Origin of the sequence: Enterobacter sp. JMULE2, assembly GCF_013337145.1 — a bacterium.
GTDB classification, from domain to species: Bacteria; Pseudomonadota; Gammaproteobacteria; order Enterobacterales; family Enterobacteriaceae; genus Enterobacter; species Enterobacter mori.
The window spans coordinates 1,020,709-1,034,786 of record NZ_SGWD01000010.1; the positions used below are offsets into that span (position 1 = coordinate 1,020,709).

The following is a 14,078-nucleotide window of genomic DNA, read 5'->3' on the forward strand; positions in this document are numbered from 1 at the left end:
GAATCGGAATTAAGATTAATGCAGTGTAATTTGTTTGTGCGAGATCGCGTTGATCTGCGCACGAATCATTTCGCTAATCGGGTCTTCCGGACATTGCTCGACGAAATAATTCAAATCACTTAGCGCCACATGCTCGCAATCGAGCTGCGCATAAATCAGGCCGCGGTCGCGAATTTCGTACGGATCTTCCGGGTTGAACTGCAGCAGCACTTCGCTGGCACGCAGCGCAAGCTCCATTTGACGCTCTTCCATTAGCGCAGACTTCAGCGTATCCAGCAGCTTGCGGATCACTTCGGCGTTATCCGCCTCGTCGAGATCTTCGTTGAAGAGCTCTGCCACCGGGCTGATATTGCCTTTCAGCCACACGTCCAGCGTGTGCTCATCCAGCGTGTCACCGTTGAAGGGATTAATGAGCCACATCTCGCCGTCCAGCCACTCCGCACGCAGTATCATCTGCGTCGGGAAAATGACCGGCACCAGCGGAATATCCAGACGATGGGCGACCCACAGCAAAATGGATCCCAGCGCGACGGCGCTGCCCTGACGATTCTTTAAGACCTGGTCCAGCCATAATGCGTCTGACAGGCGATACACGCCACGCGTGTCGCAGAAACCCCATTCGCCGTAGAAAAGCTCTAGCAGCTTCTCTAATTGCCAGTCCTGCGGACGCGCCTGACTGATCTCCTCCCGTGCCAGGCTGACCAGATTCTCCAGTTCCGCGTGGACGTACTGCGACGTAAAATCATCGCGAATCATTTCAGAAATCAGGATCATGCCTTCACACAGCGGCACTTTGTTAAATTCGAAATCGGCTAAGGACCTCATGACTTACCCCAGTAACGACTGCGCGTACAATGACGTCCAGACGCGATAAAACTCAAAACGATGTAGATGATAACGCCAAACCACTTTTCAGTCAGCCATGCGCCTTTATCAGTTAATGGCAGATAGCGGTGATTCATACCCACTGTCCCAGCGTCAGACGTTCATTGCCGCCGTAATCGCGGCAGGTTGCCACTGCGCGATAACCCGCATTGGAGAACAGCGCGCGCACCGCGTTCCCTTGCGTCCAGCCATGTTCCACCAGCAGCCAGCCACCGGGAAGCAAATGTTGTCGTGACGTTGTCACAATGTGATCAAGATCGGCTAAGCCTTCATTGGCCGCGACCAGCGCAGTCAGTGGTTCGAAACGAACATCGCCCTGCGCAAGGTGTGGGTCATGTTCGTCGATGTAAGGCGGGTTGCTGACAATCAGCGCAAATAAGCGATTCTCCAGCGCGGTAAACCAGCTACTTTGCAGTACCATCACGTTACCGAGGCCAAGACGTTCCACGTTACGCTGCGCCAGCGTCACCGCGTCTGGCATCACATCCACCGCCGTTACTGTGCAATCGGGCCGCTCAGTGGCGAGCGCGAGCGCAATAGCGCCTGTGCCAGTACCGAGATCGAGAATGCTACAGGCCGCTGTGGGTAAACGCGCCAGCGCTTGCTCCACCAGACACTCGGTGTCAGGACGTGGAATCAGCGTTGCCGCCGAGACGTACAGCGGTAACGACCAGAACTCGCGTTCGCCGACAAGGTGCGCCACCGGCTCGCCCGTCTTACGGCGGGCAAGCAGCGCGGCGAGCTGCGCTTCCTGCTCGGCAGTCAGCAGCGTCTCACCAAAAGCCAGCAGGTACGTGCGGGATTTCCCCGTCACATGCTCAAGCAATATTTCGGCGTCGCGTTTCGGGCTTTCGCTTTCTGAAAGCTCACTGACCGCCTCACGTAACCAGCGCTGAAAATCCATTATTCCTGCTCGGACAGTGCCGCCAGCTGGTCGGCCTGGTATTCCTGCACGATAGGCTCAATCAGCATATCGAGCTTACCTTCCATTGCTTCATCCAGACGGTACAGCGTCAGGTTGATGCGGTGGTCGGTCACGCGGCCCTGCGGGAAGTTATAGGTACGGTTACGATCGCTGCGATCGCCGCTGCCCAGCAGGTTACGACGCGTAGACGCTTCCGCCTGCTGACGTTTCGCCACTTCGGCGGCGCGGATACGTGCACCCAGTACAGACAACGCTTTGGCTTTGTTTTTGTGCTGGGAACGTTCGTCCTGACACTCCACCACAATACCGGTTGGCAGGTGGGTAATACGGATCGCGGAGTCGGTGGTGTTAACGTGCTGACCGCCCGCCCCGGAGGAGCGGAACGTATCAATTCGCAGATCCGCCGGATTGATGTCCGGCAGTTCGGCTTCCGGCAGTTCAGGCATCACCGCAACCGTACAGGCTGAGGTGTGAATACGTCCCTGAGATTCTGTCGCAGGCACGCGTTGCACGCGGTGACCGCCGGATTCAAACTTAAGACGACCGTACACGCCGTCGCCGCTGATCTTGGCGATAACTTCTTTAAAGCCACCATGTTCGCCTTCGTTGGCACTCATGATCTCTACGCGCCAGCGACGCGCTTCGGCGTAGCGGCTGTACATACGGAACAAGTCACCAGCAAACAGCGCGGCTTCGTCACCGCCGGTACCGGCGCGCACTTCCACAAACGCGTTACGCTCATCGTCCGGATCTTTCGGCAGCAGAAGCACCTGGAGCTGTTGTTCCATCTCTTCAGAACGCGCTTTTGCGTCCTGCAGCTCTTCCTGCGCCATCTCGCGCATCTCAGGATCGTCGAGCATCATCTGCGCGGTTTCAATATCTTCCTGAACCTGTCGCCAGTCGGTAAAGCATTTAGACACATCACTCAACTGCGCATATTCACGCGACAGTGCGCGAAAACGTTCCTGGTCTGCGATGGTCCCGGCATCGCCGAGCAGCGCCTGTACTTCCTCATGGCGCTCATGCAGAGCTTCCAGTTTAGCGACGATAGAAGGCTTCATAGGCGTAAGTGCACCTTGTAATAGAAAATGGGTGTAGGGCGCTATTCCAGCCCGAGGCTGTTGCGCAGAATAGTCAGGCGTTCATCATCCCCGTCACGGGCAGCCTGCTGAAGAGATTTGGTTGGTGCATGGATCAGGCGGTTGGTCAGTTTCCACGCCAGATCCTGCATGATTGCATTTGCGTCACCGCCCTGTTCCAGGGCCGCTAACGCTTTGGCTGTCAGGTCATCACGCACCTGTTCAGCCTGCCCGCGGTACTCGCGGATGGTCTCGCTGACGCTTTGCGCGCGCAGCCAGGCCATAAACTCGCTGGTTTCCTGCTCAACGATGGTTTCCGCCTGCACCGCTGCCGCTTTACGCTGGGCAAGGTTGTGCGAAATGATGCTTTGCAGGTCATCCACGCTGTAGAGATAGGCGTTCGCCAGTTTGCCCACTTCGGGTTCAACATCACGCGGGACGGCAATATCGACCAGCAGCATCGGCTGATTACGGCGGGATTTCAGCGCACGCTCCACCATCCCTTTACCGATAATCGGCAGCGGGCTGGCGGTAGAACTGATTATGATATCCGCCTCTTTCAGGCGTTCATCGATGTCGCTCAGCGCAACGACCTCTGCGCCCACTTCGTCCGCGAGCACCTGCGCACGCTCGCGGGTGCGGTTGGCGATAATCATCTTTTTCACTTTATGCTCGCGCAGATGGCGCGCCACAAGTTCGATGGTTTCGCCCGCGCCCACCAGCAGTACGGTGACGGTCGACAGAGATTCAAAGATTTGACGAGCGAGGGTACAGGCCGCGAAAGCAACAGAAACCGCACTGGCACCAATGTCGGTTTCGGTTCGCACTCGCTTTGCCACGGAGAACGACTTCTGGAACATACGCTCCAGCTCGCTGGCCTTCAGATGCCCTTTTTGCGAATCCGCAAACGCCTTTTTCACCTGCCCAAGAATTTGCGGTTCGCCCAGCACCAGCGAATCCAGCCCACTGGCCACGCGCATGAGATGACTGACCGCATCGTTGTCCTGATGCCAGTACAGGCTATTGCGCAGTTCTTCTTCGTTGAGGTTGTGGTAGTCGCATAACCAGCGGATCAGCGCCTCGTGCAGGTTATCCTGCTCTTCCACGCTGAGATATAGCTCGGTACGGTTGCACGTCGAGAGCACCACGCCACCCTGCACCATCGGTTGTGCAAGCAGGCTATCCAGCGCCAGGTCGAGCGTATCCGGCGAAAACGTCACGCGTTCTCGCAGTGAAACCGGGGCTGTTTTGTGGTTGATGCCGAGTGCTAATAGGGTCATGTTGAGCGGGAGTAGTACCAGCGTTAATAAGGTTAGCAGAACGCATCATACAGGATGCGCGAGATCAATAAAAGAGACTGCCCCCTTTCGGAGTAATAGGTTACACAACGCTTTGAGATAATTTGAACGTAGACGGTAGCACTGTGGGACGCTAGCATTAACAGTTATAACTGCAACGTATCTCAAGGATTTGTCCTCATTATGACCCGACTGATTCGCCTGCTGCCGCTGGCGGCACTGGTTCTGACCGCATGTACCGTCACCCAACCAAAAGGCCCGGGCAAAAGCCCTGATTCACCGCAGTGGCGTCAGCACCAGCAGGACGTCCGTAATTTGAGCCAGTACCAGACCCGCGGCGCTTTCGCTTATCTCTCAGACGAGCAAAAGGTTTATGCACGATTCTTCTGGCAGCAAACGGGTCAGGACAACTATCGCCTGCTGCTGTTAAATCCGCTGGGCAGCACCGAACTGGAGCTTATCGCCAAACCGGGCGAAGCGCAGATCACCGATAACAAAGGCCAGCACTACACCGCGACAGATGCCGAAGAGATGATTGGCAAGCTGACCGGGATGCCTATCCCGCTCAACAGCCTGCGCCAGTGGATCCTTGGCCTGCCGGGTGAGGCAACCGACTACCAGCTTGACGATCAATACCGTCTCAGCCAGGTGAACTACACTCAGAATGGCAAGACGTGGAAAGTGGTGTACAGCGCCTATGACAGCAAGAGTAAACCGTCGTTGCCGTCGAATATGGAGCTGACGCAAGGCAGCCAGCGCATTAAGCTGAAAATGGACAACTGGATCGTTAAATGATGACCCACTGGCCCTCTCCGGCAAAACTGAACCTGTTTTTATACATCACCGGCCAGCGTGCTGACGGTTACCACACCCTGCAGACGCTGTTTCAGTTTATTGATTATGGCGACACGATCGCCATTGAGCTGCGCCAGGATGGGCAGATTTGCCTGCTAACGCCGGTCGAAGGGGTCGCGCATGAAGACAATCTGATCGTGCGCGCCGCGCGCCTTCTGATGAAAGCCGCAGCGGAATCTGGCCGTCTGCCCGAGGGAAGCGGGGCAGATATCCGTATCGAGAAGCGTCTGCCGATGGGCGGCGGGTTGGGCGGTGGCTCATCTAACGCCGCGACCGTACTGGTTGCGCTGAATCATCTCTGGGGCTGCGGGCTGTCACAGGACGAACTGGCAGCCTTAGGCTTGACGCTGGGGGCTGATGTCCCGGTGTTTGTTCGCGGTCATGCGGCTTTTGCCGAGGGCGTAGGCGAGATCCTCACGCCGGTCGACCCGCCGGAAAAATGGTATCTGGTTGCCCATCCGGGCGTGAGCATTCCAACGCCGGTCATCTTTAAAGATCCTGACCTGAAAAGAAATACCCCGGAACGGTCAATAGAAACGTTATTAAATTGTGAATTCAGCAACGATTGCGAGGATATCGCAAGAAAACGTTTTCGCGAGGTTGATGCGGTGCTTTCCTGGCTGTTAGAATACGCGCCGTCGCGCCTTACGGGTACAGGGGCCTGTGTCTTTGCTGAATTTGACACCGAATCCGCCGCTCGTCAGGTGCTTGAGCAAGCGCCGGTTTGGCTGCATGGTTTTGTAGCACGCGGGATGAACACCTCCCCCCTACAGCAGGCCATTCTGGCGCAGACTGAGTTTCGGTGACAACGTCACCCTGTTCCAGACGTTGCATCGCGCTCTTTAATACACCGCCTGGATAGCCTTCGCCTGGCCCGCACAGTTTGCGGCGAACGCTATCCACCACTGGACGCATGCCTGAGGTTCTTCTCGTGCCTGATATGAAGCTTTTTGCTGGTAACGCCACCCCGGAACTAGCACAACGTATTGCCAACCGCCTGTACACTTCCCTCGGCGACGCCGCCGTAGGTCGCTTTAGCGACGGCGAAGTCAGCGTACAAATTAACGAAAATGTACGCGGTGGTGATATTTTCATCATCCAGTCCACCTGTGCTCCAACGAACGACAACCTGATGGAATTGGTTGTTATGGTCGACGCCCTGCGTCGCGCTTCAGCAGGCCGTATCACTGCTGTAATCCCTTACTTCGGCTATGCCCGTCAGGACCGTCGCGTCCGTTCCGCACGTGTGCCAATCACCGCTAAAGTTGTCGCTGACTTCCTGTCCAGCGTCGGTGTTGACCGCGTACTGACCGTTGACCTGCACGCAGAGCAGATCCAGGGCTTCTTCGACGTCCCGGTTGATAACGTATTCGGCAGCCCAATCCTGCTGGAAGACATGCTGCAGCTGAACCTGGACAACCCAATCGTGGTTTCTCCGGACATCGGCGGCGTGGTACGTGCCCGTGCTATCGCTAAGCTGCTGAACGATACCGACATGGCAATCATCGACAAACGCCGTCCGCGCGCTAACGTTTCTCAGGTGATGCACATCATCGGTGACGTTGCTGGCCGCGACTGCGTGCTGGTTGACGACATGATCGATACCGGCGGTACACTGTGTAAAGCCGCTGAAGCGCTGAAAGAGCGTGGTGCCAAGCGCGTGTTCGCTTACGCGACCCACCCGATCTTCTCCGGTAATGCGGTAAACAACCTGCGCAACTCCGTCATTGACGAAGTGGTGGTATGCGATACCATCCCACTGAGCGACGAGATCAAAGCACTGCCAAACGTGCGTACGTTGACCCTGTCCGGGATGCTGGCCGAAGCGATTCGTCGTATCAGCAACGAAGAATCCATCTCAGCAATGTTCGAACACTAATCGAACACGGCCGAAAAACCCGCTGCGGCGGGTTTTTTTGTCTCTGGGTTTTATTTGTATGATTAATGCCTCCTTCACCTGCCATTCACATGACAGATGATGCGCATACGGATGATAGATAATTGTGAAAAACGTAACCTCCTCACATGTTCTGCCCTTTCGCGCCCTCATCGACGCCTGCTGGAAAGAGAAGTACACCTCATCACGCTTTGTACGTGACCTGATTGCCGGGATCACCGTCGGCATTATCGCCATCCCGCTGGCGATGGCGCTGGCGATTGGCAGCGGCGTTGCACCGCAGTATGGTCTGTACACCTCGGCCGTTGCCGGGATCGTCATCGCCCTTACGGGCGGCTCGCGCTTCAGCGTCTCCGGCCCGACTGCCGCTTTTGTGGTGATCCTCTACCCGGTTTCTCAGCAGTTTGGTCTGGCAGGCCTGCTGGTCGCCACCCTGATGTCCGGCGTCTTTTTGATTCTGTTTGGCCTGGCCCGCTTTGGTCGGCTGATCGAGTACATCCCCCTTTCCGTGACGCTGGGATTCACCTCGGGGATTGGTATCACCATCGGAACCATGCAGATCAAGGATTTCCTCGGTCTGCAGATGACTCATGTTCCTGAGCACTATTTACAGAAAGTGGGGGCGCTGTTTATGGCGCTGCCGACCGCCAACCTGGGCGACGCTGCCATTGGGATTGTGACGCTGGGTACGCTGATCGTCTGGCCTCGTCTGGGGATCCGTCTGCCGGGGCATCTGCCCGCACTGCTGCTGGGCTGCGCGGTGATGGCTATCGTCAATATGTTCGGTGGTCATGTCGCGACCATCGGCTCGCAGTTCCACTATGTTCTGGCGGACGGTTCACAGGGTAGCGGCATTCCGCAGCTGTTGCCGCAGCTGGTGCTGCCGTGGGACATGCCCGGCTCCAGCTTTACCCTAAGCTGGGATTCCCTGCGAGCTTTGCTTCCCGCCGCGTTCTCTATGGCGATGCTGGGGGCGATTGAGTCCCTACTCTGCGCCGTCGTACTGGACGGTATGACCGGCACCAAACACAAAGCCAACAGCGAGCTGGTCGGTCAGGGATTAGGTAATATTATCGCGCCCTTCTTCGGCGGTATTACGGCTACGGCTGCGATTGCCCGTTCTGCCGCGAACGTCCGCGCAGGGGCGACGTCACCGGTCTCTGCGGTCATTCACTCCCTGCTTGTGATTCTGGCGCTGCTGGTCCTCGCCCCGCTGCTCTCCTGGCTGCCGCTTTCCGCCATGGCTGCCCTGCTGCTGATGGTGGCGTGGAACATGAGTGAGGCGCACAAGGTGGTGAACCTGCTGCGTCGCGCGCCGAAGGACGACATCATCGTGATGCTAATCTGCATGTCGCTGACCGTGCTGTTCGATATGGTTATCGCCATCAGCGTCGGGATCGTGCTGGCTTCCCTGCTGTTTATGCGCCGCATTGCGCAGATGACGCGCCTCTCCCCGGTTAACGTGGAGGTGCCTGACGATGTGCTGGTGCTGCGCGTGATTGGCCCGCTGTTCTTCGCTGCGGCGGAAGGCCTGTTCAGCGATCTGGAGTCCCGCATCGTGGGGAAACGGGTTGTCGTGCTGAAGTGGGATGCCGTACCGGTACTGGATGCAGGCGGCCTGGATGCCTTCCAGCGCTTTGTGGCACGTCTGCCGGAAGGCTGTGAGCTGCGGGTGAGTAACCTGGAGTTTCAGCCGCTGCGCACCATGGCGCGCGCGGGCGTGCAGCCTATCCCTGGCCGCCTTGCCTTCTATCCTAACCGCGAAGCTGCGTTAGCGGATCTGTGAGTCACCTGATGCAGAGAAACGTCTCTGCATCATCACCCCGATCGCCTGCTGTAGCCATGCAATCACGGCAGGCGTCATCCATGTTCCCTTCATCAGATGCGGCTCCTGCTGCATGGCAGTGCGAAACTTTTGCTGGGTCGCCGGGTTCGTGCCCGCGTACGACTGGAATAGCGACAGCCAGTTTTCGGCGAGCTTTTGCGCCTCCTCCGTGGCGGGAGCGATATTATCCCGCTGCGCCTGATGCAGTTTCGCCACCAGCGGCGGCCACTCCATCATGCGGTCAAAGTAGTGTGCCCGGGTAAAGGCCATCTCTTCGGCAGTGAGATACTTCTCCCATATGCAGAGCTTAGACTCAGCAAACGCGCGCGTGATGTAATCCGTCATCTCCGGCGTGATGCCGGTTTGCGCCTGCATCTGCGGTTCAACGCTGTGCATCTCGTTCAGCCGGGTGAGAAACTCCGGCTTGCCCGCCGTGTCCTGCTCCAGGCGTTCCATCCAGCGTGTCGCCAGATCCATGGCTCGCGCGTCCGTAATGGGTATATCTTGCTCCAGAAGCGTTTTGGCTTGTGCAACCAGTCCTGACCAGATAGCCGCCAGCGCATCCTTCTGCACTGCAAACGGCAGCTGCTGTAACTCTTCTTTGCTAAACCAGCGATCGTACATATTCATTAACTCCAGAGTCTGTAGCCAGGATTCCAGATCCGGCGTCGCATCGTCGATAAGTCCGGTCCGCAACTCCACCAGCCGGTCGCGCAGCGTATGTATGCTGCGCAGTTGTTTATCCAGCAGCGTGATTTGCGCATCGAGTAACTCGGTTAACGACAGCGACTCCTGTTCCAGGAAATCCCTGATTTCAGCAAGTTCCAGCCCCGCTTTTGCCAACGCCTGGATCATGTGCAGACGCTGGACATCCGCCAGGTTATAAAGCCGGTAACCTGCCGCGCTTCTGGCAGAAGGCAGCAACAACCCTGTTTGCTCATAGTGGTGCAATGTCCGCACGGTGATCCCGGCACGTTTCGCCAGCTCACCCACCTGAATCAACATAACTGCTCCTTTTCTTTGCCAGTGGCGCCACTCTGGAGCCTTACGTTACGTGAGGGTCAACCCATGATGCAAAAAAAACGGCTCCCCAGGGAACCGTTTCGGTGTTCTTCATCGTAGCACTAGCTGTGCTTATGCTGGTCGCGACGACAGCGTTTGTCGTAGTGGCGCACCCACCAGTACTTGTCACACACTTCCTCATGGCCGCTCACGCGAGCCCCCGCCAGCCATAATACCGCACCGATGAAGATGCTCAATATCGCGCCATGCGCGAAGTATTGCGGGAGATCAAACTGTGGTAACTGGTTTAAAATTGAATAACCCACCCCGGCTACCATCACGAACAGCCCCAACCCCATTAGCACGTTACCGAGTATCGAAGCGTTTTTGCGTTTCATGTGTCACCTCCGGAACTTTGGGTTGTCAGGGGAAAAGCCCCTAATCCTTGTGTGTAAAGTATAGACAACGCCCCTTTTATGAGTTGCGTGAATGATCACAATTACAGATAACGCCCAAACAAAAGTTTACAAATAAGGCTTTGAACAGCTTGAAATTCTAATTGTTCAAACCTGAAATTATTCGCATTTCGTTATGATGGTCGCAGAATTTTGTCAAGCGGCGCGCCAGACAGTAAACTACGCGCCAGATCTGGAACCCATTAGGAATTGAATCGTGACGATTAAACTGATTGTCGGCCTCGCCAACCCGGGCGCAGAATATGCGGCCACTCGCCACAACGCTGGGGCATGGTACGTCGATCTGCTGGCCGAGCGGTTACGTGCTCCCCTGCGTGAAGAACCTAAATTCTTCGGATATACCTCACGTATCAACCTTGCTGGCGCGGATGTTCGCTTACTGGTGCCCACCACCTTTATGAACCTGAGCGGTAAAGCCGTTGCGGCGATGGCAACCTTTTATCGCATCAATCCGGATGAAATTCTGGTGGCTCACGATGAGCTGGATCTCCCACCCGGCGTAGCAAAATTCAAACTGGGCGGCGGGCACGGCGGTCACAACGGTCTTAAAGACATCATCAGCAAGCTGGGCAATAACCCGAATTTCCACCGTTTGCGCGTCGGAATCGGTCATCCGGGCGATAAAAACAAAGTTGTCGGTTTCGTACTCGGTAAGCCCCCGGTTTCTGAGCAGAAACTGATTGACGAAGCGGTAGACGAAGCGGCGCGCTGCACCGAAATCTGGCTGAAAGACGGGCTAACCAAAGCGACAAACCGCTTGCACGCTTTCAAAGCGCAATAATCTGCCCGATCCGGCTTTTTTACCGCGCGTCATGCGGGTTACGTGTATAATAGGCGTAGTTATTTACTTTTCATCAGTCGGTTATCGTTAACGGATTGATTATCAAGATATTAAGGTGATTTAGAAATGGGATTCAAATGCGGTATCGTCGGTCTGCCAAACGTGGGCAAATCCACCCTGTTTAACGCGCTTACCAAAGCGGGTATCGAAGCGGCGAACTTCCCGTTCTGTACCATCGAACCTAACACCGGCGTTGTGCCAATGCCGGATCCGCGTCTGGATCAGCTCGCGGAAATCGTGAAGCCGCAGCGCATTCTGCCAACCACCATGGAGTTCGTGGACATCGCGGGCCTGGTAAAAGGCGCATCCAAAGGTGAAGGCCTGGGTAACCAGTTCCTGACCAACATTCGTGAAACCGAAGCGATCGGCCACGTTGTGCGCTGCTTCGAGAACGACAATATCATCCACGTAAACAACAAAGTGGATCCGGCTGACGACATCGACGTCATCAACACCGAACTGGCTCTTTCTGACCTCGATACCTGTGAACGCGCGATTCATCGCGTGCAGAAGAAAGCCAAAGGCGGCGATAAGGACGCGAAAGCGGAACTGGCTGCGCTGGAAAAATGTCTGCCACAGCTGGAAAACGCGGGCATGCTGCGCGCGCTGAAAAACCTGACTGAAGAAGACAAGGCGGCGATCAAATACCTGAGCTTCCTGACCCTTAAGCCAACCATGTACATCGCCAACGTTAACGAAGACGGTTTCGAGAACAACCCGTACCTCGACAAAGTGCGTGAAATTGCAGCGGCAGAAGGTTCTGTGGTTGTGGCAGTTTGCGCTGCCGTTGAATCCGACATCGCCGAGCTGGACGACGCCGACCGTGAAGAGTTCATGGCCGAGCTGGGTCTGGAAGAGCCGGGCCTGAACCGCGTAATTCGCGCAGGCTATGAGCTGCTGAACCTGCAGACCTACTTCACCGCTGGCGTGAAAGAAGTGCGTGCGTGGACCATCCCTGTAGGTGCAACTGCGCCTCAGGCGGCTGGTAAAATCCACACTGACTTCGAGAAAGGCTTTATTCGTGCGCAGACCATCGCGTTTGAAGACTTCATCACCTACAAGGGTGAGCAAGGCGCGAAAGAAGCAGGCAAGATGCGTGCGGAAGGGAAAGATTATATCGTTAAAGATGGCGACGTAATGAATTTCCTGTTCAACGTCTGAGTCGTCTTGAATGAAAAAAATCCACGCCCTGGCGTGGATTTTTTTATTGCGGGGTTAAAACACATTTTCTAATAGTTCTGTTTTCATGCTGGGTTCAAAGGGAATGATTTCGGCAGTCGCAAGCTTCAACGCCTGAAAAGGATCCTCGCGCAAGCGCTCTTCGAGAGAGACCAGACTCTCGCATTTAGCGAGTATGACTCCACCGGTTCTTGGGATCCGTCTACCCGATGCCAGAAATATCCCCTCTGCATACCCCTTTTTTAGCCACTCCACATGAGCAGGAATCGCTGCGTCAACCTCTTCAAGGGGTTTGATATAGGTCAATATGACAATGTAAACCGTACTCATCCTTTGCCTCATAGCTCTGTTTTAAACCGGTTGTTGGAACTGCTTATGCAGCCCTCTTTTGCTACCGGTTATTGTTATCGTTTTTTGGCGCTTTTGATGTTAATACGCTGGGCCCAATTGAGACAAAGCATTACGCTTCTCTTTTGCTACCGGTTATTGTTATCGTTTTTTGGCGCTTTTGATGTTAATACGCTGGGCCCAATTGAGACAAAGCATTACGCTTCATATCCCAGGAATAAAACCACTCATGCCAGCCGTTTTGCTTTTCCGCATAGCTACAGACCACAACCACTTCCTTTGACAGGTTGAAAGTTAAGTAATAGAAAAATGCGCCTTCAGGAGGTGCTGACCAAAATAGTTTTTCGCCCTGCGCATTGAAGATGGTCAAAACGGTTGGTAGTGGCTTTGACTCGCTTAACGCAAAGACTAACTGGCGTGTTGAGTCGACCATTGCGAGATCTAAGCTAGGTATACTTAAGCGTACGCTTCTTGTGTAGCATATCCACTCTAGCACCTCTTTTTCTTTAATAAAATTGAAGTCAGCGATCATCTTCGCTCTTAATAAATATTTTTATCACGTTTATAAGAAAGTTTCAGATCATCTCGATAGGTTATAGTTTGAATCCCGAAATATTATATAAAGCTTCACTTACCAAAGCGTTCTGGAAATGCTGAAGAGGTTTGAAATCTTAATTTTTGAAAATGACCCCAAAGTTTAATTTAGGGGTAAGAATTTTGTCTGAATAATAACAAATATTCATCTTTTCCTCATAGATGATTTTGCTCAGACTGTAGTTATATCTTTTCAGAAGAAAGGATTTCATATCTCTAATTACGGCCCATAAAAATGCATCAATGTGTTAAGATCATCTAAATCTTGTTTAGTTGGTTTATTTTTCTCCATTTTATCATATTCATAAATTATTCCTTTCATAGGAATACCAGATTCATGATTAACTGCCAGAACCATTAATGCATCAATATCAGACTGTTTTTTTAAAGTGCTCTTTAAAAGTTTATGGAGAAGTTTTTCAGCATCTTTTCTTTCTAAGAAATACATAATGTATATCCCGTGACATTTCAATGGAGTAAATGAGTATGTTTACCATTTTCATATACTAGCAAAATATAATATTACAATGATCTGAATATTTTAAAGTTTCATACCAAATTAAGAATAGCAATATGAGTGAACAGATCAATTTTTAGAATCAGTTATAGACTATAGTGACTGCAATGGCCATGAGCAGACAGTTTTAGTACCTAATCTAAATTAAGAACAACAAGGGCAACAAAGCCTCAAAAGGACAGCGTCTATCATCATGGTTTAGTGTAGGAAGTTGTTAAAAAATGGGACAAGACTGCTTCGACGGTTAATTTCGGCAGCACACAGGTGGATTGATTGAAGCTGGCTTCGGTTTTAATACATTTAGCCTGTAAATAGTAATCCTTTTGAGTTCTTTTATTAAGAATTGTCTGCCTTTGT

15 protein-coding genes and 1 pseudogene are annotated in these 14,078 nt (G+C 53.8%); 6 read left to right on the forward strand and 10 right to left on the reverse strand.

The features are described 5' to 3' along the window. Nucleotides 1–15 precede the first annotated feature (15 nt). From sirB1 to hemA, 5 genes and pseudogenes are all read right to left on the reverse strand, one after another. Entirely contained in the window at nt 16–825 is an 810-nt protein-coding gene (gene sirB1, locus EXW94_RS05695) for an invasion regulator SirB1 (RefSeq protein WP_089599489.1), read from the reverse strand. Between the two features lie 14 nt (nt 826–839). After that, nucleotides 840–983: pseudogene (locus EXW94_RS28180) on the reverse strand (siroheme synthase); the annotation flags it as partial. Continuing rightward, complete coding sequence (prmC, locus tag EXW94_RS05700; RefSeq protein ID WP_174339703.1) at nt 959–1,789, reverse strand: peptide chain release factor N(5)-glutamine methyltransferase; 831 nt, start codon at nt 1,787–1,789, stop codon at nt 959–961. The gene prmC and the pseudogene EXW94_RS28180, both read right to left, overlap by 25 nt. Further along, nucleotides 1,789–2,871, reverse strand: coding sequence for a peptide chain release factor 1 (gene prfA / locus EXW94_RS05705; protein ID WP_100166092.1), 1,083 nt, complete (start codon nt 2,869–2,871; stop codon nt 1,789–1,791). The genes prmC and prfA overlap by 1 nt, the downstream gene beginning before the upstream one ends. Nucleotides 2,872–2,912: 41 nt before the next feature. Then, nucleotides 2,913–4,169 (reverse strand): glutamyl-tRNA reductase, encoded by a 1,257-nt coding sequence (gene hemA, locus EXW94_RS05710; RefSeq protein ID WP_010432912.1) that lies wholly within the window; start codon nt 4,167–4,169, stop codon nt 2,913–2,915. Between the two features lie 201 nt (nt 4,170–4,370). Between hemA and lolB the strand changes: the two genes are divergently transcribed. From lolB to dauA, 4 genes are all read left to right on the forward strand, one after another. Next, nucleotides 4,371–4,982, forward strand: a complete 612-nt coding sequence (gene lolB, locus EXW94_RS05715) for a lipoprotein insertase outer membrane protein LolB (protein WP_010432909.1) — start codon at nt 4,371–4,373, stop codon at nt 4,980–4,982. Beyond that, entirely contained in the window at nt 4,979–5,848 is an 870-nt protein-coding gene (ispE, locus tag EXW94_RS05720) for a 4-(cytidine 5'-diphospho)-2-C-methyl-D-erythritol kinase (protein WP_108417821.1), read from the forward strand. The genes lolB and ispE overlap by 4 nt, the downstream gene beginning before the upstream one ends. A 125-nt stretch (nt 5,849–5,973) precedes the next feature. Further along, nucleotides 5,974–6,921 carry a ribose-phosphate diphosphokinase gene (prs, locus tag EXW94_RS05725; RefSeq protein WP_003856663.1) on the forward strand — a complete coding sequence of 316 codons (948 nt, stop codon included), beginning with the start codon at nt 5,974–5,976 and terminating at the stop codon, nt 6,919–6,921. A gap of 124 nt (nt 6,922–7,045) precedes the next feature. Further along, nucleotides 7,046–8,725, forward strand: coding sequence for a C4-dicarboxylic acid transporter DauA (gene dauA / locus EXW94_RS05730; RefSeq protein ID WP_174339704.1), 1,680 nt, complete (start codon nt 7,046–7,048; stop codon nt 8,723–8,725). On the opposite strand, the gene EXW94_RS05735 is transcribed toward dauA, so the two are convergent. Together EXW94_RS05735 and ychH are read right to left on the reverse strand one after the other, a co-directional pair. Beyond that, nucleotides 8,711–9,769 carry a MerR family transcriptional regulator gene (locus EXW94_RS05735; protein WP_108417823.1) on the reverse strand — a complete coding sequence of 353 codons (1,059 nt, stop codon included), beginning with the start codon at nt 9,767–9,769 and terminating at the stop codon, nt 8,711–8,713. The two genes, dauA and EXW94_RS05735, sit on opposite strands and share 15 nt — an antisense overlap. A 119-nt stretch (nt 9,770–9,888) precedes the next feature. Beyond that, on the reverse strand, nt 9,889–10,164 hold the full coding sequence (ychH, locus tag EXW94_RS05740; protein ID WP_042713911.1) for a stress-induced protein YchH: 276 nt from the start codon (nt 10,162–10,164) through the stop codon (nt 9,889–9,891). 274 nt (nt 10,165–10,438) lie between these two features. Between ychH and pth the strand changes: the two genes are divergently transcribed. Together pth and ychF are read left to right on the forward strand one after the other, a co-directional pair. After that, the gene (gene pth / locus EXW94_RS05745; RefSeq protein WP_023336005.1) at nt 10,439–11,023 is read left to right on the forward strand and encodes an aminoacyl-tRNA hydrolase; all 585 of its coding nucleotides are present in this window, start codon (nt 10,439–10,441) and stop codon (nt 11,021–11,023) included. A gap of 126 nt (nt 11,024–11,149) precedes the next feature. Continuing rightward, nucleotides 11,150–12,244 (forward strand): redox-regulated ATPase YchF, encoded by a 1,095-nt coding sequence (gene ychF / locus EXW94_RS05750; RefSeq protein WP_010432886.1) that lies wholly within the window; start codon nt 11,150–11,152, stop codon nt 12,242–12,244. A gap of 54 nt (nt 12,245–12,298) precedes the next feature. Here the strand turns inward: ychF and EXW94_RS05755 are convergent, their stop codons facing one another. The 3 genes from EXW94_RS05755 to EXW94_RS05765 form a co-directional block, all read right to left on the reverse strand. Next, on the reverse strand, nt 12,299–12,592 hold the full coding sequence (locus EXW94_RS05755) for a YciI family protein (RefSeq protein ID WP_103791397.1): 294 nt from the start codon (nt 12,590–12,592) through the stop codon (nt 12,299–12,301). A 184-nt stretch (nt 12,593–12,776) separates the two neighbouring features. Beyond that, nucleotides 12,777–13,142: a hypothetical protein gene (locus EXW94_RS05760; RefSeq protein WP_120158341.1), complete on the reverse strand. Its 366-nt coding sequence runs from the start codon at nt 13,140–13,142 to the stop codon at nt 12,777–12,779. A gap of 282 nt (nt 13,143–13,424) precedes the next feature. Next, nucleotides 13,425–13,652 (reverse strand): hypothetical protein, encoded by a 228-nt coding sequence (locus tag EXW94_RS05765; protein WP_120158342.1) that lies wholly within the window; start codon nt 13,650–13,652, stop codon nt 13,425–13,427. Nucleotides 13,653–14,078 lie beyond the last annotated feature (426 nt).